The sequence below is a fragment of the Dyella sp. SYSU CM1112 genome (assembly GCF_058216415.1).
In genome coordinates this window covers 38,030-61,507 of the sequence record NZ_JBZEGI010000015.1, presented here as the reverse complement: position 1 = coordinate 61,507, position 23,478 = coordinate 38,030, and the positions used below count along the sequence as shown (strand labels likewise).

Below are 23,478 nucleotides of genomic sequence, written 5' to 3'. Positions count from 1 at the left end.
CCGGTCAACCTCCGGAGCGGTGCGGCGTGCATGCGCCATGGCGCTATTTTTTTGATGGATGCGGGACGTGCATGGCGCCTGCGCCACGCTCCTCCACACAGGTTGGTGAATCCGATAACCCGCCATCGATCACGATCGTTGCCTGCACGACTTGCTCGGCGGCGCGACGTGACGTGGGAGAGGGACTTGGGCCACCGCGAAGCTGCTGGCTCACATCCGGATCGATGCGATACGAAAGTGCGGTTTGCACGCGCGCCGGAAGCGGAGTGTCGATGGTGGCCAGTTGCGTCTTGCGCGGCGATGCATCCGGAAGGCCCCATTGCGCCACGGCACGTGCGCGCCGATCATCCGTAACCGGCTCGGACTGCCCGAGCGTCAGACGTCCGGCACCTGGAAGTTTGAGCAGACTGATTCGCTCATACGGTCCGCGTCCGCCAAAACCGTTTGATTTTTTCATAACGCGTGCCTCGCTGATCTCGTCCATTGGTCACGGCATGCAACAGATAGCGATGGTGATCCGCATGGCGCGTATTTATCAAGTGCAGAACATGGGAGAGGCGGATATACGCGTCGCCCTCGTCCAGAATCGCGGGCAAGCGGATATCTGGGTGCGTCGCGTGGACAGCTGGGGCATGGCGCAGGGCGATGCGCGCTGGTTTATCACGCGTGACCGGAACGACGCCACCTGCTGGGTCTATTTCGGCAGCATCGGCGAAGCGCAGGTGCTGGTTTGTTTTGTCGACAGCTATGGCGAAACCGGCTGGCGCGATCCGTCGCGCGCACGAAAAGGTTGCTTTGCTTCACGACGCGGGTTTAGTTGACGGCGGCAGCTTGATCACCGGAAGGGTGTCGAGATTGAGCGAGCTTTGCACGCGATTCGCGGCCTGCTGCGCAGCGGAAGGTGTGGTGAATTGGCCGGCAGCCAAAATCGTCCACGCCTGGTTTTTTTCATCGACCACGGCGACCTGCGTGAAAGGCAGACCCACGCCTAGGGCCTGGAATCGCTTCGCAGCCATGGCCGCCTCATCGCTGGTGACGTACTGCCCCAGTTGAATGGCGTAGGCAGGTTGCCCGGCTGCCGGTGCCGGCGCGCCTACCGATGCCTTGATCGTCAAGGCACCCATCTGCAAGGGAGGTGCTGCGCTAGCCGCGGCAGCGGGTGATGTTGTGGCAGGCGTTGATGTCTTTTTTGTGACAGCAAGCGATTCGCTCGGATGTGCCGTCGTGACAAGTTCACGCACGGCCGTCACCCACCGATCGGCAGCCGTGCTCATGGCATGCCGCCACGTATCCGGCGCCATGGCACCGGCCATAAAGGCGAGTGTGCCGAACAACAGAATCAGCAATACGAATCCGAACTTCGCGAACATATAGTCGGACCAGCTCCGGTAGCACAACAAATGTGTACGCTATGTCATTGCCACATGGCAATGTGTCACATGCGTTCGCCATATTGCTATGGTTGAGCAAGGAGGGCTACAGTCCCCGACCGGGGGGAAGCAGATGCAGTTTCAGAGGGATTCTGCGATTGATCTGCCAGGGGCCGCTCCAGTGTCCATCGGCAACGCATTGCCGCCTTCCGTCATCAACGGGGGGTAGTGCATGAGCGATCATCTGGAATCCAATCTGCTTGGTACCTCGGTGCAATTCGCACACGTCGTCACGCAGATTCGACGGATCGCAAAATTCGATGTCACCGTGCTGATTGGCGGCGAGACGGGTACCGGCAAGGAGCTTGGCGCTCGTGCCGTGCATTATCTCAGCGCACGGGCAACGCGGCCGTTCATTCCGGTCAACTGCGGCGCATTGGCCGATTCGCTGGTTGAAAGCGAATTGTTCGGCCATGAGCGCGGTGCATTTACCGACGCCAGGCAGGCAGCACCTGGACTTATCAGCGAAGCCGAAGGCGGTACGCTCTTCCTCGATGAGATCGACACCCTGTCCATGAAAGCGCAGGCATCGTTATTACGCTTCCTCCAGGACGGCACGTATCGCCGCGTGGGCGGAACGCAGACCCGCCAGACCAACGTACGGCTGATCGCAGCCAGCAATGCCAACCTGGAAGAACTGGTCAAAGGCCGTCACTTCAGGCGAGATCTGCTTTACCGGCTCAAGGTCATGCCGCTGGTCATGCCGCCCTTGCGCGAACGTGGCGACGATGTCATCGAACTCGCGCAAGCATTCCTCGACCGCCTCAACCGGGATTACCGTGGTCGCACGGTGTCCAAGCGCTTTCACCCAGAGCTGCTGGTGGCTTTCCGTCGATACAGCTGGCCAGGAAATATTCGCGAGCTGGAGCATTTCGTGCAGCGCGAGTACCTGTTGTGCGAAGACGAGATCCTCAACGCCGCGCTGCCTTCGGATATGGCCGCACCTCATCCCGGCGATGACCGTTACGAGGCGCCCTTCAAGCAGGCCAAGGCATCGGCCATTGCTGATTTCGAGCGACACTACGTTGCCTCGGCCATGGCACGTGCACATGGCAACATTTCCCGCGCAGCCCGCCTGGCCGGCCAGGACCGCAGCGCCTTCAGCAAGCTGGTCAGCAAATACCGGGTCGCGTTCGCGACCGAACAGGAGCAAGATTCCAGCGAACGCTAAAGGCTACTGCGAGGCTCCTATCGTGACCGGCTACTCCGTGCGTGCTGTCGCCGACGCGATCATGGAGTTTCTTTCCGCCAACCCGGCGTGCGCCGACACCATCGAAGGCATCGAACAATGGTGGCTGCGTCCCCGCGGCATCCATCCTCCGCGTGACCTCATCGCCCAAGCGCTGGAACTTTTGGAAACCGAAGGGGCTGTGCACAGTCGCCAAACAGGCGGCCGGGTGATATGGCGGCTTGACGCCTCCGATCGCATTTGATCTGCGAGTTCATCTTGCATGACGGCACATCGCCTCGTGCTCATCTGAAATTTTGCATTTGTCCTGAATCTTGCGTCGCCATTGCGACGCGATGACGAATTTTTCTGCGCCGTCTCCATGCATCTTTATCAATCGGTACGGTTTAGGTGTGGCGTATTTTGCACACTGGGTGAGTTCTTGCACGGAGCGGTCTTTGCGCGTGCATGCATCGTCTTACCGCACGCGTCGAACTGATCGATCAACCACTTGCGTCCGTACATTTCGTAAAGCGCTTCGTGCAATCACGGCGACATGGTGTGAGAAAAAATACACGCTTGTCGAGCATGCGCGCGACGCGCTTGGCGAGATATGTAAGGAAATCAATATTCTTTGCGTATGGCACGCCTTTTGATTGTGGTGAAACGTAAACGCACGCGGCAGCGGTTTTGCGCCGCCACATCCATGAGGCCAGTTCATGACAGTCGAAAGCATTCAACAGAAGCTATTGCGTGTGCGGCCGCCGCGCGTGCGCATCACTTATGACGTGGAAACCGGCGGTTCGGCCGAGAAGATCGAGCTTCCGTTCATCGTCGGCATGTTTGCCAATCTCTCCGGCGAACTTGATGCGAGCGCGTTGCCGGCGTTGAAAGATCGACGCATGCGCGACATCGATGGCGAGTCGTTCGACAAGATCCTTGCCGAGAGCACGCCCACGATCAAACTCAATGCGATTCCCGATTTGATCGCGGGCGGTAGCAAGAAGCTGCAGGGCACGCTGCAGTTCACGTGCCTGGCGGATTTCGAGCCACTTGCCATCGTCAATGCCGTGCCTAGTCTCAAGCAGCGTTTCGATGCGCGCGGGGATTTGCGTGGGTTGCAATCGATGGCCGAATGCAACGACTCCTTGGCGGCGTTGCTGGACGCATCGATCGCCGATGCGGATGCCTTGGGTGCGCTCAAGCAATCTTTCCCGACCGATGTGCCTGCCGACTGGAACAGTGTTGCGATCAATGTATCCGACACACCCGTGCAGACACCTGCCGGTGCGCAGACGCCGACGGCGCTGGTCACGTTGCTGGTTGCGCAGATGGCCGGTAATACCGATGCGGCTACCGCTGCCAAGGCAGCGGCCGATGCAGCGCAGACAGCCGCCGCCAATGCCAAGACCGCTTCCGACAACGCGGCTACCGCATTGACTACCGCCCAGAAGGCCGCAACGGATGCGACCGCCGCATTGGCTGCCGCGAATGACGCCGCAAAGAATGCTTCCGGTGACAAGGCGATTGCCGACGCCAATGCTGCGGTGGCCAAGGCCAAGCAGGCCTCGGACGATGCCAATAACGCATTGCTGCTTGCCACTGCGCAGGCGAGTGCTGCGAAAGAATTGGCCGACAGCACCGCCAAGGCGGCGGGGGATCGCCAGCAGGCTTTCCTCTCCATCGATCCGCTTTCCAAAGCGCGCCGCCTGGTGGGACGTTTCGCCAACGAGATCATTGTGCCGATGAGCAACAAGGATCTGACTAATGTCGCGTTGGGCGCCAATGGTCTGATCGATGAGCGCGCGGGCGGTATCGATACACAGATCGGCAAGCAGCTCGACGCCGTCATGCATGCCAAGAATTTCCAGGAACTGGAAGCGACCTGGCGCGGCTTGTTCTACGTGGTGTCGCGTACGGAAACCGGCACGCTGCTCAAGCTGCGTGTGTTCAATGCCAGCATGGATGATCTGCGCAAGGAATTGGAGAAGGCGGCGGACTTCGATCAAAGCTGCATCTTCAAGATGATTTACGAGGCCGAATTCGGCACCTATGGCGGCTTACCCTACAGCTTGCTGCTAGGTGGCTACGAGTTCGATCACTCACCGAACCACATGTCGCTGCTCAGCAATATCACCAAGGTGGCGGCGTCTGCGCATGCGCCTTTCATTGCGGCGGCTGCTCCGGGCTTGTTTGGCCTGGATGGTTTCGACAAGCTCGCCAAGCCGCGTGATCTCAGCCAGTTGTTCGAATCACCGGAGATGGCGCAGTGGGTGGAATTCCGTGGCAGCGAGGATTCCCGCTATGTCGCCTTGGCCTTGCCGCATGTACTGCTGCGCTTGCCCTACGGGAAGGATTCGCGTCCCGCCGAAGGCATCAAATACGAGGAAACCGTGACTGGCGACAACGGTCCGGATCACGGCGCTTTCCTGTGGGGCAATGCCGCTTATGTGATGGCTGAGCGCATCACCAACGCGTTCGCCATCTACCACTGGACGGCGGCGATTCGTGGCGTGGAGGGCGGTGGGCTGGTGGACGGGCTTCCCGTCTATACCTATCGCGACGATGCCGACCTGGTGAACATGATCTGCCCCACGGAAGTGTCGATTACCGACCGGCGCGAAAAAGAGCTCAACGACCTGGGCTTCATTGCACTGTGCAACTGCAAAGGCACCGGGCAGGCCGCGTTCTTCGGCGGACAGACCACCAACTCGCCGCGCCAGTACATCAGCGATGAGGCCAACGCCAACGCCAAGCTCTCCGCGATGCTTCCCTACATCCTGGCCGCTTCGCGTTTCGCGCATTACATCAAAGTGCTCATGCGCAAGAAGATCGGTGCCTTCCTCACGCGCGGCAACGTCGAGGCTTTCCTCAATACCTGGATTGCCCAATACGTGCTGCTGGACGACAACGCGTCACAAGAAGTGAAGGCCAGCTATCCCTTGCGCGCGGCGCAGATCACCGTCACCGACGTACCCGGATCGCCGGGTTCGTACAAGGCGACGGTGTTCATCAAGCCGCACTTCCAGCTCGAAGAGCTGACCACGTCGATTCGCCTGGTAGCGGATCTGCCAGCAGGCTAAGCGCGCGCCGCACTCTTTGATCTCACCCGAGGAACGAACATGGATCTGATTCTCTTGCAACCCGGCGACTCCTCCGTTTTCGGTGGCGCGAACGGCTGGAAAGGCGGCGGCAGCCTGATCGACGACACCTGGCGCGATGAAGTGCTGAAGCTGGGGCAGTGCCTGGAACTGGTGTCGGTGCACCAGGGCATGAAACAGCAAATCACTACTGACGTGAGCAACTCGGCGCGTACGTCGGGACGCCCGATCATCACCGAGTTCACCTGCGTGAAGTACGTCGACAAGACCTCAGTGAAATTCTATGAGTATTGCTTGCGCGCACAGCCGTTGGGCAAGGGCGACAAACAGCCGACCAAGATCTACATCGCACGCAACTCGGGCGACAAGACCGCCAACATCCTGACCATCGAACTGCGCGACGCGATCATCAGCGAGATCCAGTTCCAGTCCAATCCGGATGACATGCCCACAGAGCAGTTCAAGCTCAACTTCACCGAAGTGCTGTGGACGTACACCGTGCAGCAGGCCGACATGGGTACGGCCGGCAACATGGCGGCTGGCTGGAGTATCGCGCGCAACCGACCGATCGGTCAGTTCACGTCGTAAGCAACAACGAGCTCCAGCTGGGGGAGGTGGTGTGTGCAATTCCTGATGGAGCGGTTGGTGAACCGTACGGACCCAGAGATGGGCCAAGAACCACCGTTCGACCTGGCGTCGGCGGTGGCAGCGCAGATACAGCGCATTGTCGAATGCCGCCCATACGTGGGTGGCCGCGGCATCAGCGTCTGCGATTTCGGCATGCCGAACATCGTCGAGTTCGGTATCGGCATGGTCGACCATGAGCGTTACGGCGCCAAGCTTGCCGACGCGATCGCCCGTTACGAACCACGCCTGCATGACGTGCGCCTGGAATGGTGGCCCACGGGAAAGGCCTTGCGCCCTCGTACCCTGATCGTGCACGGCATGCTGAAAGAGGACAGCGAACCCAGCGTGTTTCGCTTCGAGCTGCCGTGCCCGGATGAGGTTGCATGAACAGCGATGCGCCACGGCTGAAGATGTGGTTCGAGCAAGAGCTGGCTTCGCTGCGCAGCGAGGCGGTGACGTTCGGCGCTTCATTTCCGGCGATTGCCAAGACCCTTGAACTCAGCGGGGGCCGCAGCAGCGATCCGCACGTCGAGATGTTGATGGAATCGTTCGCCTGGCTGGCGGGACGCTTGCGCTATCAGCTGGAAGTCGACCAGGCGGTATTGCCGAATGCCTTGCTTGGCCTGCTTTATCCGCATCTGGAAGCACCGCTGCCGTCGATGCTGATCGGCGAAATCGAAGTGCGCCCGGATGGCGCCAACTTCGTGCACGGCGCCACGCTGGACCGCGGACGCTATGTCTACGCGATCGCGACCAATGACGTGGGCCAGCATGTACGGTGCCGTTTTCGTACCTGCTACGCCACGCCGCTGTGGCCGCTGAAGATCACTGAGCTGACGACGATTGCCGCCAACGCCTATCCGCTGGACCCTGGTGATACGCGAACGCTTTCCATCGTGCGCGCCACCATCACTGGCATGGGCAAGGATCCGATTCACGCGTTGAAAATGCCGTTCCTGCGGTTCTGCATCAACGCCGAACACAAACAGGCCTACGCACTTTACGACGCGCTGACTACGCATCTGGTCCGCATGGCCGTGCGCATTCCGCAAACCGGCGAGCTGCGTTATCTGGATGCCTCGCAGCTGAGCTGGTGTGGTTTCAAACCGGAAGAGGCGATGCTGGGGGTCAATCCGCTCACGCATCCGGGTTATCGGCTGGTGCAGGAATATTTCGCCTTTCCGCAGAAATTCCTGTTCTTCGAAGTGGCAGGTTTCGATCTCAGCGGCATCGACAGCGATTTCGAGTTGCTCTTCCTGCTCGACATCCCGCCATCCAAGAGCAACAACCTGGACCGGGAATTGCTGCGCTTGAACTGCCTGCCGCTGATCAATCTTTATCCGCAGCGCATCGAGCCGTTCGTGCTGGATCAGCAGCATTACGAATATCGTGTGATCGGCGACGAGCAGCATCATCGCTTCTGCGAGATCTACAGCATGCAAGAGCTGCTGTCGATTCGGCCAGACCGCAGCCCGCGCCCGATTGCACCGTATTTTTCGCTGGATGATTTCCAGCAGATCGACAAGCTGGACTATTTCTACGCCACCCGGCGCGAAGTCAACCAGACCGGTGCGGTGCACGGTACCGAAACGTATGTGTCTTTCCTTGACCCGGAATTTGATGTCGTGCAGCCGGCCGAGGAAATGATCGGTGGTACAGCACTGTGCACCAACCGGCGACTGCCATCCCAATTGCTGATCGGCAGCGTGCTTTATCTGGAAGGTGCCGGGCCGGTGACGGCGCTCAAGGTGGCCAGCAAGCCCACGCCAAACCAGCCACCGCAAATGGTGGGCGATCGTCCATGGGCGCTCGTTTCGCAGTTGTGCCTCAACCATCTTTCCTTGGTCAGCACCACGCATGGGCCACCGGTGCTGAAGAACATGTTGCGCCTGCACGTTGGACCGGCCAGCGTCACCGGTTATCGGCAGATCGATGGTATCCAGGCCTTGAATGCGCGGCGCATCCAAAAACGCATGCCGCGACGCGAAGCGTGGCGCGGTTTCGTGGATTGTCTGCAGGTGCGCGTGCAGGTGGATCTAGGGCATTTCGAAGGCGGCAGCGCAGTGCTGTTCGGCAGCGTGCTGCACCACTTTCTGGCCTTGTATGCGGAGGTGAATACCGTCGTTGAACTGATTCTCGAATCGTCCGATCGAAGGGGAGAGCTTAAATCATGGGAACCGCTGACTGGCGCACAGGTGAACCTCTAGCCAGCCGCTTGCGCAAACGGCCGGCGAGTTTCGACTTCTTCCAATGGGTGCGCCTGGCTTCCTGGCCGGCGCGCAACACGGTCACGCATGAGTTGACCGTACATGGCGTGCGCCAGGTCGGTGCGCGCCTGCGTTTTCGTGGCGAATTGTCGCCGGCGTTTCCGGGCAGCGAGATTTCTGCAGGCCGCTTGCGCACGGTGAAGCGCAAAGCGTCGACCGATCCGCGCATCGAATTGTTCGTCTCCAACTTCGTGCTGTCCGGCGTGCTCGGGCCGTTGCCCGACAGCTTCGCGGAGTGGGTGCGTCAGCGCATGGCCGAGCGTGATCCAGCCATGGCCGAATTTCTCGACATCTTCAATCACCGCATCAGTACGCTGCGCTACGAACTCAAAGCGGCCAGCGTGCCTGCTTTCGATGCCTTGCGCCCGGAATATACGCGCTATGCGGAAGCGGCCGGTGCGCTGATGGGCCTGACGGCCTTCGAAGGCGAAGGCGCACGCATCCTGGCGCGGCGCGTGCCGATCCCCAAGCGTGCGTTGCTGGCGCTGTGCGGTTTGGTCGGTGACGGGCGCAAGAGCGCGGCGCAAGCCGCCATCGTGCTGGGCATCTATTTGCGTGCTTCGGTGCGCGTGCAGGAACTGATCGGTGCATGGCGTGATATCGAGTCGCGTGATCGCACCTTGCTCGGGCAGCGACGTCTTGCCGACACGGCGCCGTTAGGGCGCCGGTTGTGGGTCAATCATGCGGCGGTGGGTTTGCACGTCGGTCCGGTGGACTACCACCGCCTGTGCGCGTTATTGGCCGACCGGGCGCGCCTCGACGAAGGTGTGCACGACGCGCGTTTCGGCAATGCCTACGTTGGCCTGGCGGCCATGGTGCATTACCTGTTCGATCGGCATGTCGATGTCGTGGTGACGATCGCGGTTGAGGAAAAGGGCATTCCTCCCTCCATGTTGTGGCGCCCGCGCCGTATCGCCGGCTTCGGCAGCAGCCACGGTTTGCGCCTGGGCCAGACCGCATGGCTTAGCGGACAGCCGGATGCACCGAGGCAGGTGCGTTTCACGATCGGCATGGATGACGTGGTGGAGGCCGCATGAGCGCAGTCATGGACAACACCGCCGGGCGCACCGCGGTCAAGCCGATCGGCAAGCAAGGTGAATCCAGTTCGCCTTTGCTGTTTCTGCATTGCGGCATCTTCCTCGCCGGCAACCAATGGCTCAGTGACGAAACCTTCCGCCTGCTCTCGTTCGAAGGCCAGGAATCGGTTTCCGAACCGTTCGACTACACCTTGCAACTGCGTGGCAACACGTCGCCGAACAACGGGCGCGTCTTGAATTTCGATGCGGTGATCGGCCGGCCGGTAACGGTGGGCGTCAACGATCCGAGCGTGCAGGACAAACCCGATGCGACGGTGCGTTTCATGCAGGCCTTGCACACAGGCAGCGCACCCAACCTGACGCTCTACAACGGACTGGTTACGTCTTTCGCCATGGATGAGCCCGGCGTCTATCGCCTCGGCATGAAACCGGCCCTGTGGAAACTCACGCTGACCAATCGCTACTACATCCATGCGCAGATGAATGTGCGCGACGTGATCGCCAGCCTGATGCGCGCGCACTACATCGATTATTCATTGGATGCCGTGTCCGGCGACGACAACATTGCCGTCGCGCGCGTGCAGGACTGGCTGCAGGCGGGCGAGAGTGATTATGAATTCCTGCGCCGCATGATGACGAAGGCGCACATCTATTACTACGTCAGGCACACCGGCAACAGCCATACCGTAGTGTTTGGCAATCGGCCGGCCTATCCCAAGGCTTTCGGCGGTCGTCCCTTACGCTATACGCACACCACGATCGAAGAGCTGGGCATGCATCAAAACGATGTCGTGTTCCAGTACAGCTATCAGCAGACCTTGAGCAGCACCGGCGTCAACGGCGTTTTCGTGCATCAGGAAAACGCCTTCGAGCAGGACCCGGTCGCCACTTATCAGACCTTTGGTTCGTTTACGCCGGCCGATCCCGGCGAGCTGCCGTTCAATCAGTACCGCACGTATCAGTACGGCATGAGCAGCGCCACCGTTCGCGCCTATGTGCGGAACACCGCTTCGTGCATGGCAGCTTCTTCGGAACAGCTCAGCGGAAGCAGCACGTGTACGGGATTGCGTGTCGGTTACCAGTTCACGCTCAACGGCAATATGGCGAAAGATGTTCATCCCTCGCCGGTGCAGCCCTCGCTGGAAGGCAAGCCTTTCGTACTGAGCAAGGTGCAGCACAAGGCCAGCGCGGATGGCGGCTATACCAACAGCTTCGAAGCGACCGATGCGGGCAGCATGCTCACCGCCTTCTCGGTGCAAGACACGCAGCAGGGCGCGGTGCTGGCCAAGGTCGTCGATATCGCCGGGCAGGGGCCCACCGATTGGCGCTATTACGAGCCGAGCAATTTCGATCCGGAATCCAATCGCCTGCGCGATGCGGATGCCACGCCGCAGGACCTGATGGCGAAAGGTGTTTATGTACAGTTCTCCAGTCCGGGTTCGCCGACCAAGCCGGTATGGGTGAAGCTTTCCGCGAGCATGCAGACGGTGCCGGAGATCGGGGTCACCGTGCTGGTCGCGCGCGCCAATGACGAATCCGAGCTGCCCGAAGTGCAGCAAATCATCCAGGCCAACGGCAGCCTGGTGGTGACGCCATCGGGTTGGACCGCCAACACGCACGTGGGCAGCAATTACTCCACGTCGTATGGCGACGGACAGAGCATCCGCTTCGGCCGCACGTCCGCCTACGACCTCGATCGCGCGGTCGGCATCGTGTCGTCCACGTACGAATCCGGCCAGTATCGGGACACCAGCTATTCGCAAGGCGGAAGCTACAGCTATGCCACGTCCGAAAACGGGCCCGATGGATTGCTCAGCCGCTCCGATTCCTTCGGCTGCAACTACAGCACGCACGAAGGCAAGGAGGTATGGAGCAAGAGCACGATAGGCACGAGCACCAGTTATTCGACCATCGGCGATACCTATAGCGAAGACACGGTAACGGGAACGAGCACGCGGATTTCCACCCAGAACATCGTGAAAGGCCAGTCTTCCACCAACCAGCAGAGCAATGTCAGTACGGTTGGCCTGAACAATAGCCAGGACACCATCGGCTTGACGAGTTCGCAGTCGTTTACCGGCGCGAGCGACGGTATGTCGGTGGTGGGGCTGGCGACGCAGGTGTCGATGACCGGCGTACGCCAGGACGTGTCGGTGACGGCGTCGTCCGACGCCACGTCGGTCACCGGTATTTCCGAGTCGGTGGCAGTCACCGGCAGCAGCGACAACACCTCGTTGACCGGCGTCAATTCGCAAATCAGCCTGACCGGTTCCAATACAGGCATCTCGCTGACCGGTGCGTCGTCGCAGATTAGTCTCACCGGCGAAAGCACGGACATGAGCATCGTCGGCAGCACGACCCGCATGAGCATCACTGGCAGCAGCACTGGACTGTCGGTGACGGGCGATTCCACCGAGATCAGCGTCACCGGCAGCGAAACGCGTATCGGCATGCACGGCAGTTCCACCAGCGTGGACCTGACCGGTAGCGGTGTTTCCGTGACGATTGCTGCCGCCCGTGCTTCGACGGACATCGTGGGCGTCAGTATTTCCATTCCAGTGATCTACATCTACGTATGAGGCGCGCATGAAAATCATCAAACCCATGACCTTGGGCCTGATGCATCGCCCCTACCGCTGGCAAGGGCGGGATCGGTTGCTGGTCGCCACGCTAAGCTTCTTCACGCTGGGCGGTCGCGCCGATGTGTTGCTGCGCGACAACCTGCAGTGGCGCAAGGTGATGGCCGCGTTGCCGCCGGGTCGTCCATTGGATGAACTGATGCCCAAGGCGCGCGGCGAAGTATTGGTTGCCGGTAGTGCTTACGCTTCACACGGGTTGGCGGTGACCGAGCAAGCGGTGCGCTTGCAAGTGGGCTCGATCGATAAACATTTGCACGTCATCGGTGATCGCGAATGGATGTACGGCTTGCTGCCCCTGTTGCAGATCACCGAGCCGGTGCCGTTCATTCGCATGCCGCTGACCTGGGAGCGCGCGTTCGGCGGGGAAGGACATTCCGGAAATCCAGATGGGCGCGGTTATGCACGTCATCCATGGGCTGCTTTCTTCGGGCGCAATCGTGGCCACATGCCCAATGTGGAAGATCCGGCGTGTCCGGTGCGTCGTCCGTATCGCCGCTATGCACCGGCAGGCTTGGGTGCGCTCGACGTAGGTTGGCTGCCGCGCCGTAAATGGATCGGTACCTACGGCCGCCGCTGGCGAGCACAAGCGATGCCCGGCCTGGCCGACAACACGCATCCCGAGTTCTTCAACGCGGCGCCGCTGGATCAGCGCGTGGAGGGCTATTTCGAAGGTGGCGAGGCTTATCGCATCGAAGGCATGCATCCCAACCTGCCGGCGATCGAAGGCTGGCTGCCGGAAATGCGTCCGCGTGCTTTCGTACATCGCAAGGAAGCTCCGGCCGATGCGATCGAGGAGGTCTCGCTTGCGTTCGACACGGTTTGGTTCTTCCCGGACGTGGAACTCGGCATAGCGATTCATCGCGGCGAAGTCACCGTGCAAGACAGTCTTGCACTGGATGTCGAAGCGCTGATGGTGGCTTACGAACATGCTGCGGATGCGCCTCGCCCGCTCTCGCATTACGGCGAAGTGCTCGCCCTGCGCCTGAATCGCGACACGGCCGTGCGGCACGTCTTCAACGAAGCGCCACTGACTCCCGAGCCGAGCGCAGCCCTACGCGCGGCGCGCAATCAGGAAGACCAGCACGAACACGAACAGCGGCAAGCAGCGCGTGCTGCACGCGATGCCGCCATGGCCGCCGAATTCGAATCCTCGGGTGGCATGCCACCAAGCACCCCTTTGCCGCCGTCGGCCCCGCCGCCGCTGGCGGTGCCATCCGCTGCCGCCGTGAAGCGTGGCGACTTCGAGCTAGGTCCCTTGCTCGATAGCGCCGAGCGTGCCGCGACGGCTGTCAAAGAGCAGGCGGAAACACTACGCAAGGAGGCTGCTGCGCAACTGGCCCAATTGCCCTCGGCACCGATGCCCGCAGCGCAGACGCCGGATCAGGCGCTGGCGCGCGCGGCCGGCCACGACGCCACCATGGATGCATTCAAGGCACTTCCTGTGTCGCCCGCACAGCCGGCGCCTTCAATTGAATCGCTGAAAGATCTGCAGCGGCGCGCACGCCTTGCCGCACCGACAGCCACTGCGCCGGTGCCGCCCCTTTCTCCGGAAGCGGCCGCCGCGATCGGACAATGGATCCTGTTGCGCGTGCGCGAAGGCGGTTCGTTGCATGGCTGTGATCTGGCCGGCGCCAACTTGCGTGGCGCCGCGCTGTCTGGTGCGGACCTGCGCGGCGCACTGCTGGAAGCTTCTGATCTCAGCGGCGCGCAGCTGGATGGCGCGGACCTGAGCGAGGTCGCCCTCACCGGCGCCAACATGGACGAAGCCGATTGCACGTCGGCACGTTTCGATGGCGCCAATCTTTCCCAGACGCGTGCCCATCGCGCCGTGTTTCGCGGTGCGAGCTTCTGCAGTGTGCAAGCCGGCGAATCGGATTGGCGCCAGGCGGATCTCGCCGGTGCGCGGTTCGAACAATGGGTAGCTCCCAACATCGTGCTCGAAGGCGCGAACCTGGAACACACCACGCTCAGTGACTGCGTGTTGCTGCACGCCAAGGCAGATGGCAGTCGCTGGTCGCATTCGGTGTGGCGGCATACGGTCGCGCTTGGATCCAGCCTGGTCGATAGCGAGTGGAATGAGGCCGCGTTGAGCCGTTGCGTGCTGATGGAGTGCCGTCTCAGCGACAGCCGCTGGACGAGCGCTGCCTGGAGTCGCGTGCAAGCAGGCGGCGGCGCGGATTGGAGCCGTGCCGATTTGCGCCGGATGAGCGCCACGCATAGCAGCTGGCGCGACGCGACACTGACGGATGCCCAGCTCACCGATGGTGAATTCCGCGAGTGCGATTTCAGCGGCACCTGTCTGCATCAGGCCGTGCTGGAGCGCACGCTGTTTTACCGGTCGCTGTTCATGGGCGGCGTGCTCACCGCCTGTCACGCCGAATCGGCGGATTTCTTCCAGGCCATGTGTCGCCGTGCCGATTTCAGCGACGCGGATCTGTGTGGCGCCAACTTCATGCAAGCCGAATGCACGGAAGCACGCTTCGAGCACGCACGGCTGGATGGCATCCGCATCGAGCCGGGCAGGAGGCTGGGCGAATGATCCAGTGGCAGGACATCGAGCATCTGCAGCGGCTGGGGCGCCCCGTGCACGGCGTGGATCTGGCCGGGCTGGACGGCAGCGGACGCACCATCGACAAGCTGGTGCTGAGCCGTGTCAGCTGGCAAGCCGCACCATTGGGCCATAGCCGTCTGCAAGCCGTGACCTTCGTCGATAGCGACCTGCGCGGTGCCGATCTGCGCAGTGCCGTACTGGAGGGGTGCAGCTTCACGCGCTGCGATCTACGCGGTGCGATCTGGGCCGGCGCCAACTTGACACAGTCGGCACTCACAGACTGCATCCTGCAAGAGAGCCAGGGCGCAGGCAGCACCGTATCCATGAGTGCGATCACCCAATGTGATTGGCGTGGCGCCTGTCTGGCCGACACCACGTGGCATCGCACGGCCCTCTCGCAATGCAAGCTCGATGGCGCCAACTTCGAACGAGCCACCCTGGATCAGTCGGTATGCATCGATGTCGATTTTCGAGTCCTGCGCCTTGAAGGCTTGATCGCGCAGACCGCCGTTTTGCGCAAGGCATGTTTCGACGGCATGGATCTGCGTTCGGTGCGCTTGCATCGTTGCCTGCTCGAAGGAGCGAGCTTCGTGGACGCCGATCTGCGCGGTGTCGACATGCGCGAGGCGAATTGCCGGCAGGCACGTTTTGTCCGCACGGCACTGCAAGGGGCGGACTGTTCGCGCGCACTGATGCTTGACGCGACCTGGGAAGACGTAAATGCGGATGCGATGACCTGCGAGGGCACCATTTTCCAGGGCGCATCGTTGACCCGCGTGCGACTGCCTGGTGCGAAAGCCAGCGGCAGCGTATGGGATCACAGTCGCATGACGAGCGTCGACCTGGCCGGCGCCGACCTGCGCTATGCGCGCTTCGATCACGCGAATGGCGAGGGCATCGATTTGCGCCGCGCGGATCTCACCCAGGGCAGCCAGCACAACACTCGTTTTTTTCAGGTGGACATGAGCGGGGCGAGGCGTACCCGTTTGCGTGGCACCTCATCCGCGCGCCTGGCCGCCGAAGCGCGCTCACTTTCCATGGAGATGCAGTGATGTTTGCAACCAGCCGACGAAATGTTTTCCGTCAGACGCCTCAACTGTCCGAGGCGGTGATCCATGCAGCGCTGGGCGATGACGAATGGCGCCTGGAGGATGGACGTTCGGCGCGACAAGCCACGTCCTGTCTGGTCACACCGCAAGCAGGCGATCGCGTGTTGCTGGTCTGCATGGCGGACGACAGTCGTTATGTATTGCACGTGCTGATGCGCCAGGATCGTTCACAGGCCACGTTGTCGGTGCCGGGAGCGGAGAAGCTTTCCATCTGCCAGGGCAGCGTTGATGTCTCCGCCACCGAAACCATAGCGTTGCGCGCAGGTGGCGAGATGGCACTTACGGCCGTGCGCGGACCGTTGTCGTTGACCGCTTCCCACCTGTTTGCCAGCGCCGCCGAATCGATGGTGCACATCGCGCGCAGCTACATCGGGCAGGTGGAGCAGTTCCTGCTCGATGCGAAGCAGTTGCTGCGGCTGCATGGCGAGCAGGTCATCGTCACCGCCAAGCAGGACGCCAAGATCGATGCCGAGCGCATCAGCCTGGGTTGACATCGCCATGTTCGTGAATACCAACCTGGGCGTGCTTGATCTCGGATTTCCGGACGTGTGTTTCGTGCCGGTGCTGGGCGTGCCCGTGCCTATTCCCTTTCCGAATATTGCCTTGTCGTTCACGGATATTCCGGCGCAGTTCGAGGTTATCGTCGGTGGCGGCCTTGGAGAAAATCTCGTCACCATCGGTGCGATCAGCAATGGCGACCAGGCCGGCGCCGAAGGCGGCGTGGTCTCGCATCTGATCATGGGCCAGTTCCGTTCCTTGCTGGGTAGCTTCAAAGTGTTCATGGGCTGCATTCCCTGCACCCACATGCTCGGCCTGGTGGGACAGAACGGATTGCTGCCGAATGCACCGGGCATTTCGCTGACACCGGCCCAGGTCACTGTGATGGTGTTCAGTTGATGCGTACATCACTTGCCCGCTTCGCTTGCTACGTGGCGCTGACCTGCGCATGGCTGATGCTTGCCGGTTGCAGCGCGATTTCCAGTCTGATGCCATGGCATACGCCCACCACGAGCATCAAAAGCCTGCGCGTGGCGGCACCGCCGGGCGCCAATCTCAATTCCGCCACGGCGTTGGACCTGGTGTTCGTCTACGACAAGAGCAGCACGGCGATGTTGCCCAAGACCGGGCCGGAGTGGTTTGCGCAGAAGACGTCGCTGCAGAACGCGCTGGGCAAGACCGTTGACGTGGTGTCGCTGCAAGTGCCGCCGGCGACGGTGGTCGATCCCGTCAAGCTGCCCAAGCGCGCGGGCGATGCCATCGCCGTGTATGCATTCGCCAACTATCTCGCACCCGGCGGCCAGGCGCGCAGCGATATCACCCTTTTCCGTCATGCCGTGATCTGGCTGGCACCCACGCAAATCACCATCACCGAACAGTAGGCCCGAATCATGAGCGCCATCGTCGACAACTCGCCCTTGCTGCCCGAGGCCATCTCGTGGTCCGAAGGCATGCTGCTGTCGCCGCAGCACTTCCAGCAGAACGACATCTATTGGAGCACCATGCTGCACTACCAGATGTCGGTGCTGCAGCCATTTTGCTGGGGCGTGTTGGATCTGGCGGTGAGCGCCACCGAACTGATCAAGGGCAGGGTGGTCTTCGAACGCCTTCGCTGCGTGATGAACGATGGACTACTGATCGATTATCCCGGCCATTTTCTGCCGCAGGAGCTGTCGCTCGATCTGTCCAAGCACGATTGGACGGCCGAGCCGCGTGTGCTGGTGCAGTTGCGCGTACCGATCCGCGGCAAGGGGGCTGCCAGCAATATCGGCGATATGCAGCGTTACACCACCGAGCGCGGCAATCTGGAAGCCGACGAAAACACCGGCAAGGATGACATTCCCATTGACCGGCTGCGCCCCAAGATGAGCCTGGTGGCGGGCAGCTCGGTCGCCAAATGCTACTGCTCGTTTCCGCTGCTGGAATTGCGTGGCGATTCGCGCGGCGTGCATCTCACCGACTACCACCCGCCGATGTTGCGCGTGGATGCCTCGGGCTTTCAGGGCGATGCCTCATTGCAACGCATGTTGAAAGATCTGTCCGAGGCGCTATGGAAGAAATACCGCGAACTGCTCGGTATCCGCGCGGATGAACGCGGCGAGCCGCGTTACGACAATGGCGCCAATGCACAGATCATCGCTGCACGTCATCTCGTGATGGGTTTGCCTCGCTTCGATGTGCTGCTGCAATCGGGCGTGGCGCATCCTTATCATCTTTATGTGGCGCTATCGGAACTGGTGGGATTTGTCGCGGCAACGCCGGGTGCACCGCAGCCGCCTGCGATGAAAACCTACGAGCACAACCAATGCATGCCGCAGTTCCAGCTTGCCATCGATTATGTGCGTGATCAGCTGGACCGGCTGAACGCGGATTACACCATCCTCGATTTCGAGCAAGTGGGCGCGTCCGGTTTCCGTTGCCTGCTTCCGCAGGGCATTTCCACCGATAGCTTGCTGATCGAGCTGACGCCGCGTGCCGGGCAGGATGGCGCCACGCTGGGCCGCTGGCTGGATAGCGCCCATATCGCGACCGAAGAGTTGATCTATGTACTGGTGCGCCGGCGTTTTCCGGGTGCGCGCGTGAAACCGGCCAGCGCAACCACCGTTACGGCGCTGAATTTGCGGCCCGGTGCATACGTCTACGAAGTCAGCAATGGCAGCATCGATGTGAGTGCCGATACCTCGCGTCCGCTGATCGCCGAGGCGCGCACCCTGGTGATTCTCGGCGAGCCTGACGACAACGTGCCTGCTGCGATCACGCTGTACCTGCCGCGCAATCCGTCACGCGCCAACCGCAACGGAACGGAGTGAGCGATGCCTTCCGTCGACGCCGGCCGCACCTCGCTGTTGAGCTACTTTGCTCGCTTCTACGAGGAAGTGGCGCGCATCAAGCTGGCGTCGGACAAGGGCGAACTGGTGCGCTTGTTACAGCCCGAAGCGCCGCATGTGCAAGTGGATGCACACGAGCTGGCCGAACGGGTGTCCAAGCGCCTGCTGGAGGTGCTCGATCGGCAGACGCGCAAAATCACTATCACCTCCGACGCGGAAGAGGAGGCGTTCCGGCGCACGCGTTACGTGATGCTGGTGCTCGCCGACGAGATTTTCATCCTCAACCTGCCCTGGCCGGCGGCGGAGCATTGGCCGGAGCACTTGCTGGAATACGCCATCTTTCGCACCCGCATCGCCGGACGCCGTTTCTTCGACTATGTGCAGCAGTTGATCGATACGCGCGATCGTACCCAGCTGGACAGCGATTTTGCCGCGGTGCTTTTGCTGGCCCTGCAACTGGGTTTCCAGGGCATGTATCGAGGGCGTGCCGATGCGCTGCGCGACTACCGCAACAAACTCTATCCCTTGGCGAGCGGGCACAAGCTGGGTGGCGCACAGGAACAGATGTTTCCGCAGGCTTATGAGTACACGGTGGTATCTGATCGGGACAATACGCGCGTGGCCCTGGCTCCGTGGTTGCGCGCGGTGGCTTATGGCGCGATCGCCTACCTGATCGTGTCGTCGGTGGTATGGCTGCTGCTCACCTGGTCGCTGCTCGGTGCCATCGGCGGTGCGGCATGAGTCGGCATCGGCACGATCGAGCGAGGACATAGCACGCCATGGTGTCTGCTTTCGCCATCGTTCTCGTGCTCGCACTGGTCGTTTTCGCGGCGCTGCTGTGGCTGCTATGGCGCGCGCGTCAGGCCAAGGCGACGCCGGCATCGGCCGCCGCGGCGGCACCGGCCAAGCGTTGGCGATGGGTCAATCTGCGCGATGCGGTACGGAGCGCTTACCAGACATTGGATCGTGGCGTGCGCTATGTCCTGGCACGCAAAGACTGGCGTTATCGCAGTTCCTGGCTATTGCTGATGGGGTTTCCGGGGGATGGCAAAAGCAGTATCGCTGCATCCATTCCCGAAGAACTGTTGCGCATGTTGCAACGGCGCGATGCGAAACAGGAGGCGTATTTGCGCAAAGCGGCGCCCGCTTCCGACTGGCATTTCCTGGAAAAAGGCATCCTGATCGATCCGAAGGCGTCGATCGGCGAGCCGGTGGGCAAGGCAGACCCGCGATGGCCGGCCTTGCTTGGCGATATCGATAGCCTGCGTCCAGACCGTGCGCTGGACGGCATCGTATGGGTGGTATCCGCCGCGCGATTGCTGGCCGCCACCGAGGTAGAGCTGGCCGCCTTGGGGCGTCACGCCTTTACACGCTTGCATGAACTGCAGGATGCATTCGCGTATGCGCTGCCGGTTTACGTGGTAATCAGCCAGTGCGATGCCGTGCAGGGGTTCAACGCATTCTGGAACGCGCAGAACCCTGGCCTGTGCACACAGATGGCGGGGTGGTCGAGTCCCAGCATCGACGACAACGGCTTGCCGGCTGAGTGGGTCGACAAGGCTTTCAGCAAGGTTATTGAAGGTTTGCGCGCGCTGGTGCTGGAGGCCGCTACCAGCAAGGACGAGATCCAGCAGGTCGACGACTTCTTCCTGTTTCCGCAATACATGCGCACGTTGCAGGTGCCGGTGCGCAACTTCCTGAGCATCGTATTCAAGCCCAACGTCTATGAAACGCGTGCGTTTTGCCGCGGCGTGTATTTCACCGGCGTGATAGGCGCCAAGGCAAACCCGGATGCCGATAAAGCACCGCGCAAGGATATCGCGTTTGTAGCGGGATTATTGCGCGACAAAGTGTTTGCGGAGCAACGCCTGGCACAACGCACCCAGAAGGGCCTGCTCGCGCGCAATCGGCTGATACGCCGCCTGCAGATCGGGCTTGTGGCAGGTGCTGCGTCGTTAGCTGTCGCACTACCGTGGTCAGCCACCCAGGTGAACAAGCATGCCGCCGCGCTGCGCGATACCATCATCGACATCGGCATCAGCAGCCGCACGCTGAGTCAGCATAGTTGCCTCGATCAGGGGCGTGTTTACCGGCTCATCACGCAGGTTGCCGCGCTGGATCAGAACACCAGTTATCTCGCCATTCCCTTGTCCTGGGTCGATCGGCGCATCCATCACGGCATCACGGACGTAGTGTCGAAGAATGCGTTGGAGAGCGTGGTATTTCCCTCGATTGCCTGCAAATTGCAGCAGCGCATCGCAGCGCTCGGCGTGGCGAGCTTGAGCGTCGCTCCGCAGTCGTCGCCCGGCGCGGCCTATGCCAGCGACCAGGCGCAGTTGAAACAGCAATTGGCGGATCTGGACGCACTGGAAAAAAACCTCAACCGTTTCGCCGCCATAGCGCAGCCGGGATTGCAGGCGGAGCGGCGCAAATTGCTGCAGGAATTCGCGGCACTGTGCGAATACGTCTACGGCGCCAAGTTGCCCTCGGACGCGCTGAAGGCAGACAGCGCCTTGTCCGACGCGTTGATCCCGGCCACGTTCGATGATGTGCCATACATCTCGGACGCATTGCACGAACGGCTCTCGCAACAGTTCGATCGCATGGCGAAGCAGGCCAGGGACGATCTGCTGCGCAGCGCGGGTTCCGGTGTGACCTTGCTGGCGACCTTGCAGCAGGGCAAGCCGCCGCTGCTGCCGCCTTTGCGTAACTTCAACGATTGGCTGGGCTGGGTTCGCAGCGAGTGGTTGTTGTCGACCGCCGACGACAATCTCTGCGTGCAGATGAGCAACGAGATCAAACCGGGCATCACCATCTTGGTCCACGACCATCACTACAGTCCGGACCTGGAAAACACCTTGCAGTATTTCAGCACCGCGCAGTGCTATCAGCCTGCGGAAGATAGCTTGCGGGCGTCGGTGCTGACGCCGTATCTCAGCAATACGCCGGGCGCCAAACCGGCTGGAGGTGGTCCGGCCCCCAATGGCGAGGCGACCGGGCTGAAAGCCTTGGCCGATGTCAGCTTCATGAGCATCGAGTCGCCCCAAACCTATAGCTGCAACGGTGCCGCGGGTGGATGGCGCGCCAGCACCTTTGATTCAGTGCTGGCTGATTTGCGCCAATACCAGGTCTTTGTCGGCCAGCAAAATCTTCCAGCCGATGCCTTGCAGACCGACGATCCACTGTATGACAAGCTCGCGCGCCTTCAACTTGGCTATGCCTTGCAGGACGCCTTGGCACGCAATCAACGCATTCGTCTGAGCGAGGCGTTGGATGCCGGGCTGGATGCCACCTCGCAGCTCGATCGTCAGCTTTCCTCGGAAAGCGCGAACGCATCGGCAGCGGTCGGGCCGCTGGTGCAGTCGTTGCGGCAAATCCGCCAGTTCGGTTTTGACGAGCTGGCCAATGAAGTAGGTCAATGCGCGCAGAACTATGCATCCAGTGCGTTGTTGAACGTGTCGGATCTGGCGTCCTCCAGCCATCTCTACGATCCACCGGTGCAACAGGGAGCGACCGACGATGCCGGCACGATTTTCGATCTGGGTACGACCCCGGTGCTGCAGGCATATCTGGATCGCCAGCTTATGCGCGTGCAAGTGCTCGCCGGTTATGCGGCACCGTTCGTCACGCTGTTGAAGCAAACGACGGGTGTCAATAACAGCCATCGGTTGAACACGCAGACCGACGACTACTGGGGCAAGACCATCGACGAGCTCAATCGGGCGGTGCAGTTTGCCGATCCGGCCGGGCAGGTCGCGCAGCTCAATGATTTTTTCCTCAAGCAGCTGTCTGCGATGAGTTACGCGAACTGCAACGGCCTTCTCAACAGCTACGCGTCGCCGGCGCCGGATAATGATTTGTTTTCGGATCGTCGCCTGGGTGTGCTGCAGATGGCCAAGGCGGCGTGCGCCGGCAGTGGCGAGGCGGATTCGAATCTGCATTACATTCGTATCGGCATGCTGTTCAACAGCCAGCTTGCCGGCCATTATCCCTTTGGTCCGGCTGATTCCAGCGATGTGTCCCCTGCCGTGGTGAAGGCATTCTTTGTTTATTACGACAAGGAAAAGCCCGAACTCGAAACGTGGCTGAAGACCGCCACGGGCGGCAAGGCTGCGCAAATGAAGGCATTCATCGGCCAGCTTGATACGGCGGAGGCCTTCTTTGCAGGTAATTTGCTGGCCACGCCGCAAAGCGCGCCGTTCACGGTCGATGTCGGGTTCCGCGCATTGCCGGCGAGTTCGCCCATCAGTAATCAGTTGATTGCGTGGACGCTGCATGCCGGTGACAACGCAGTGTCGTGGCCGGGCCATGCGACGCCACTTTCGTGGGGTATTGGCCAGCCGGTCTCGCTGGATCTGCAATGGGCTGATTTATCGCGCTACACGCCGTTGCCCGATGCCAGCCAGCCCGATCTCACCGTCAACGGCTATCAAGCCGAGTATCAGGCCGGTGGCGCGTGGGCATTGCTGCGCCTGCTGGACCAACACAGGTCGGGTACCACCTCGACGGATGCACTGAATCCGAATCAACAGTTGTTGCGGTTCCAACTGCCGGTGTTGGCCGGACCTGCCGCGTCCAATGGGCAACGGCCTACTGAGAAGGCGCAGTTGTATCTCACGATGACGCTGTCGTCCGTCGATCCGTCGAGCAAAGCCGTCGTCCCGCTAACCGTACCTGCATTCCCGCGCGCCGCCCCGGTGCTGTGGTGATCGCGACTCAGGAGC

19 protein-coding genes are annotated in these 23,478 nt (G+C 61.3%); 17 read left to right on the top strand and 2 right to left on the bottom strand.

The window, feature by feature from the left end; genetic code table 11:
* Positions 1-43 precede the first annotated feature (43 nt).
* Positions 44-457: a hypothetical protein gene (locus AC4HNJ_RS18030; RefSeq protein WP_490480992.1), complete on the bottom strand. Its 414-nt coding sequence runs from the start codon at positions 455-457 to the stop codon at positions 44-46.
* Positions 458-494: 37 nt separating this feature from the next.
* Between AC4HNJ_RS18030 and AC4HNJ_RS18025 the strand changes: the two genes are divergently transcribed.
* A complete protein-coding gene (locus tag AC4HNJ_RS18025; protein WP_490480991.1) occupies positions 495-821 on the top strand; it encodes a 7(1) septoil knot domain-containing protein in 327 nt (108 codons plus the stop codon).
* On the opposite strand, the gene AC4HNJ_RS18020 is transcribed toward AC4HNJ_RS18025, so the two are convergent.
* Positions 801-1,370, bottom strand: a complete 570-nt coding sequence (locus tag AC4HNJ_RS18020; protein ID WP_490480990.1) for an SPOR domain-containing protein — start codon at positions 1,368-1,370, stop codon at positions 801-803. The two genes, AC4HNJ_RS18025 and AC4HNJ_RS18020, sit on opposite strands and share 21 nt — an antisense overlap.
* A gap of 232 nt (positions 1,371-1,602) precedes the next feature.
* On the opposite strand from AC4HNJ_RS18020, the gene AC4HNJ_RS18015 reads away from it, so the two are divergent.
* The 16 genes from AC4HNJ_RS18015 to AC4HNJ_RS17940 all read left to right on the top strand — a co-directional run bounded on the left by AC4HNJ_RS18015 (position 1,603) and on the right by AC4HNJ_RS17940 (position 23,463).
* Positions 1,603-2,601 carry a sigma-54 interaction domain-containing protein gene (locus AC4HNJ_RS18015; RefSeq protein ID WP_490480989.1) on the top strand — a complete coding sequence of 333 codons (999 nt, stop codon included), beginning with the start codon at positions 1,603-1,605 and terminating at the stop codon, positions 2,599-2,601.
* A gap of 22 nt (positions 2,602-2,623) precedes the next feature.
* Positions 2,624-2,863: a hypothetical protein gene (locus AC4HNJ_RS18010; protein ID WP_490480988.1), complete on the top strand. Its 240-nt coding sequence runs from the start codon at positions 2,624-2,626 to the stop codon at positions 2,861-2,863.
* Between the two features lie 454 nt (positions 2,864-3,317).
* The gene (gene tssC, locus AC4HNJ_RS18005) at positions 3,318-5,681 is read left to right on the top strand and encodes a type VI secretion system contractile sheath large subunit (protein ID WP_490480987.1); all 2,364 of its coding nucleotides are present in this window, start codon (positions 3,318-3,320) and stop codon (positions 5,679-5,681) included.
* 39 nt (positions 5,682-5,720) lie between these two features.
* Complete coding sequence (locus AC4HNJ_RS18000; RefSeq protein ID WP_490480986.1) at positions 5,721-6,287, top strand: Hcp family type VI secretion system effector; 567 nt, start codon at positions 5,721-5,723, stop codon at positions 6,285-6,287.
* Between the two features lie 57 nt (positions 6,288-6,344).
* Positions 6,345-6,713 carry a hypothetical protein gene (locus tag AC4HNJ_RS17995; protein ID WP_490480985.1) on the top strand — a complete coding sequence of 123 codons (369 nt, stop codon included), beginning with the start codon at positions 6,345-6,347 and terminating at the stop codon, positions 6,711-6,713.
* A complete protein-coding gene (gene tssF, locus AC4HNJ_RS17990) occupies positions 6,710-8,533 on the top strand; it encodes a type VI secretion system baseplate subunit TssF (protein WP_490480984.1) in 1,824 nt (607 codons plus the stop codon). The genes AC4HNJ_RS17995 and tssF overlap by 4 nt, the downstream gene beginning before the upstream one ends.
* Complete coding sequence (gene tssG, locus AC4HNJ_RS17985; protein WP_490480983.1) at positions 8,497-9,630, top strand: type VI secretion system baseplate subunit TssG; 1,134 nt, start codon at positions 8,497-8,499, stop codon at positions 9,628-9,630. The genes tssF and tssG overlap by 37 nt, the downstream gene beginning before the upstream one ends.
* On the top strand, positions 9,627-12,209 hold the full coding sequence (locus tag AC4HNJ_RS17980) for a contractile injection system protein, VgrG/Pvc8 family (protein ID WP_490480982.1): 2,583 nt from the start codon (positions 9,627-9,629) through the stop codon (positions 12,207-12,209). Before tssG ends, AC4HNJ_RS17980 begins: the two co-directional genes overlap by 4 nt.
* Before the next feature lie 7 nt (positions 12,210-12,216).
* Positions 12,217-14,808: a DUF2169 domain-containing protein gene (locus tag AC4HNJ_RS17975; RefSeq protein ID WP_490480981.1), complete on the top strand. Its 2,592-nt coding sequence runs from the start codon at positions 12,217-12,219 to the stop codon at positions 14,806-14,808.
* A complete protein-coding gene (locus AC4HNJ_RS17970) occupies positions 14,805-15,872 on the top strand; it encodes a pentapeptide repeat-containing protein (RefSeq protein ID WP_490480980.1) in 1,068 nt (355 codons plus the stop codon). The genes AC4HNJ_RS17975 and AC4HNJ_RS17970 overlap by 4 nt, the downstream gene beginning before the upstream one ends.
* The gene (locus AC4HNJ_RS17965) at positions 15,872-16,420 is read left to right on the top strand and encodes a DUF3540 domain-containing protein (RefSeq protein WP_490480979.1); all 549 of its coding nucleotides are present in this window, start codon (positions 15,872-15,874) and stop codon (positions 16,418-16,420) included. The genes AC4HNJ_RS17970 and AC4HNJ_RS17965 overlap by 1 nt, the downstream gene beginning before the upstream one ends.
* Positions 16,395-16,826: a DUF4150 domain-containing protein gene (locus tag AC4HNJ_RS17960; protein ID WP_490480978.1), complete on the top strand. Its 432-nt coding sequence runs from the start codon at positions 16,395-16,397 to the stop codon at positions 16,824-16,826. Before AC4HNJ_RS17965 ends, AC4HNJ_RS17960 begins: the two co-directional genes overlap by 26 nt.
* Positions 16,826-17,308, top strand: coding sequence for a hypothetical protein (locus AC4HNJ_RS17955; RefSeq protein ID WP_490480977.1), 483 nt, complete (start codon positions 16,826-16,828; stop codon positions 17,306-17,308). Before AC4HNJ_RS17960 ends, AC4HNJ_RS17955 begins: the two co-directional genes overlap by 1 nt.
* A 9-nt stretch (positions 17,309-17,317) precedes the next feature.
* A complete protein-coding gene (tssK, locus tag AC4HNJ_RS17950; protein ID WP_490480976.1) occupies positions 17,318-18,736 on the top strand; it encodes a type VI secretion system baseplate subunit TssK in 1,419 nt (472 codons plus the stop codon).
* Positions 18,737-18,739: 3 nt separating this feature from the next.
* On the top strand, positions 18,740-19,495 hold the full coding sequence (locus AC4HNJ_RS17945; RefSeq protein WP_490480975.1) for a DotU family type IV/VI secretion system protein: 756 nt from the start codon (positions 18,740-18,742) through the stop codon (positions 19,493-19,495).
* A 38-nt stretch (positions 19,496-19,533) separates the two neighbouring features.
* Positions 19,534-23,463 (top strand): type VI secretion system protein, encoded by a 3,930-nt coding sequence (locus AC4HNJ_RS17940; RefSeq protein ID WP_490480974.1) that lies wholly within the window; start codon positions 19,534-19,536, stop codon positions 23,461-23,463.
* The last annotated feature ends 15 nt before the right edge of the window (positions 23,464-23,478 follow it).

Excerpts from the sequence above, each read along its gene's own strand:
- AC4HNJ_RS17955 (WP_490480977.1), top strand. The coding sequence starts at position 16,826 with ATGCGTACATCACTTGCCCGCTTCGCTTGCTACGTGGCGCTGACCTGC.
- tssK (WP_490480976.1), top strand. The coding sequence starts at position 17,318 with ATGAGCGCCATCGTCGACAACTCGCCCTTGCTGCCCGAGGCCATCTCG.
- AC4HNJ_RS18015 (WP_490480989.1), top strand. The coding sequence starts at position 1,603 with ATGAGCGATCATCTGGAATCCAATCTGCTTGGTACCTCGGTGCAATTC.
- AC4HNJ_RS17960 (WP_490480978.1), top strand. The coding sequence starts at position 16,395 with ATGCCGAGCGCATCAGCCTGGGTTGACATCGCCATGTTCGTGAATACC.
- AC4HNJ_RS18030 (WP_490480992.1), bottom strand. The coding sequence starts at position 457 with ATGAAAAAATCAAACGGTTTTGGCGGACGCGGACCGTATGAGCGAATC.
- AC4HNJ_RS18000 (WP_490480986.1), top strand. The coding sequence starts at position 5,721 with ATGGATCTGATTCTCTTGCAACCCGGCGACTCCTCCGTTTTCGGTGGC.
- AC4HNJ_RS18020 (WP_490480990.1), bottom strand. The coding sequence starts at position 1,370 with ATGTTCGCGAAGTTCGGATTCGTATTGCTGATTCTGTTGTTCGGCACA.
- AC4HNJ_RS17945 (WP_490480975.1), top strand. The coding sequence starts at position 18,740 with ATGCCTTCCGTCGACGCCGGCCGCACCTCGCTGTTGAGCTACTTTGCT.
- AC4HNJ_RS18025 (WP_490480991.1), top strand. The coding sequence starts at position 495 with ATGCAACAGATAGCGATGGTGATCCGCATGGCGCGTATTTATCAAGTG.
- AC4HNJ_RS17970 (WP_490480980.1), top strand. The coding sequence starts at position 14,805 with ATGATCCAGTGGCAGGACATCGAGCATCTGCAGCGGCTGGGGCGCCCC.
- AC4HNJ_RS17975 (WP_490480981.1), top strand. The coding sequence starts at position 12,217 with ATGAAAATCATCAAACCCATGACCTTGGGCCTGATGCATCGCCCCTAC.
- AC4HNJ_RS17940 (WP_490480974.1), top strand. The coding sequence starts at position 19,534 with ATGGTGTCTGCTTTCGCCATCGTTCTCGTGCTCGCACTGGTCGTTTTC.
- AC4HNJ_RS17965 (WP_490480979.1), top strand. The coding sequence starts at position 15,872 with ATGTTTGCAACCAGCCGACGAAATGTTTTCCGTCAGACGCCTCAACTG.
- AC4HNJ_RS17980 (WP_490480982.1), top strand. The coding sequence starts at position 9,627 with ATGAGCGCAGTCATGGACAACACCGCCGGGCGCACCGCGGTCAAGCCG.
- tssG (WP_490480983.1), top strand. The coding sequence starts at position 8,497 with ATGGGAACCGCTGACTGGCGCACAGGTGAACCTCTAGCCAGCCGCTTG.
- tssF (WP_490480984.1), top strand. The coding sequence starts at position 6,710 with ATGAACAGCGATGCGCCACGGCTGAAGATGTGGTTCGAGCAAGAGCTG.
- tssC (WP_490480987.1), top strand. The coding sequence starts at position 3,318 with ATGACAGTCGAAAGCATTCAACAGAAGCTATTGCGTGTGCGGCCGCCG.